The sequence below is a fragment of the Pseudomonas sp. AU11447 genome (assembly GCF_001672555.2).
Classification (GTDB): Bacteria; Pseudomonadota; Gammaproteobacteria; order Pseudomonadales; family Pseudomonadaceae; genus Pseudomonas; species Pseudomonas nitroreducens.
The window spans coordinates 1-647 of record NZ_LZDG02000097.1; the positions used below are offsets into that span (position 1 = coordinate 1).

Annotated in this window: 1 protein-coding gene and 1 pseudogene; both read right to left on the reverse strand. The window is 67.9% G+C overall.

Annotated features, from left to right (window positions below; genetic code table 11):
* The coding region (locus tag A6723_RS30835) for an ArsB/NhaD family transporter (RefSeq protein WP_256546990.1) at positions 1 to 421 on the reverse strand (421 nt) is incomplete at its 3' end.
* A gap of 21 nt (positions 422 to 442) precedes the next feature.
* Positions 443 to 647 (reverse strand): annotated as a pseudogene (locus A6723_RS30840) (transcriptional regulator); the annotation flags it as partial.

Here is a 647-nt window from a genome sequence, read left to right on the forward strand (position 1 = left end):
TGACGAAGGCCAGGGTCGCGGCTGGGGAGAAGCGCAGGGCGAGCAGCATCGACATGACGATGGGCGTGAGGATCAGTGCCGCACCATCATTGGCGAACAGCGCCGAAACGGCCGCGCCGAGCAGCACGCAGAAGGCGAACAGGCGCTGGCCGCTGCCGTTCGCCCAGCGCGCCACGTGCAGTGCGGCCCACTCGAAGAAACCGGCTTCATCCAGCAGCAGGCTGATGACGATGACCGCGATGAAGGTGGCGGTGGCGTTCCAGACGATGGCCCAGACGACCGGGATGTCGTGCAGCGAAACCGCGCCGGCGGCCAGGGCGATGATCGCGCCCAGGGCGGCGCTCCAGCCGACGCCAAGGCCCCTGGGCTGCCAGATGACCAGGACGAGGGTGAAGATGAAGACTGCAATGGCGACCAGCATGGAAGACTCGCTCGACGGGGATCAGCAGCAGGCGGCGTCACGGACGGGGCGGCCGTCCATGTTCTGCAGGCGCAGGGTGTTGTCGGCCAGCCACTGCCCGTTGGCCAGCAGGGTGACCTGCAGCATGTCGTGCACCCAGGCGGGCAGCTCGGGGTTGAGGCGGTAATACACCCACTGCCCCTGGCGACGATCCAGCAGCAGGCCGGTGTTGCGCACTTGTGCCAGG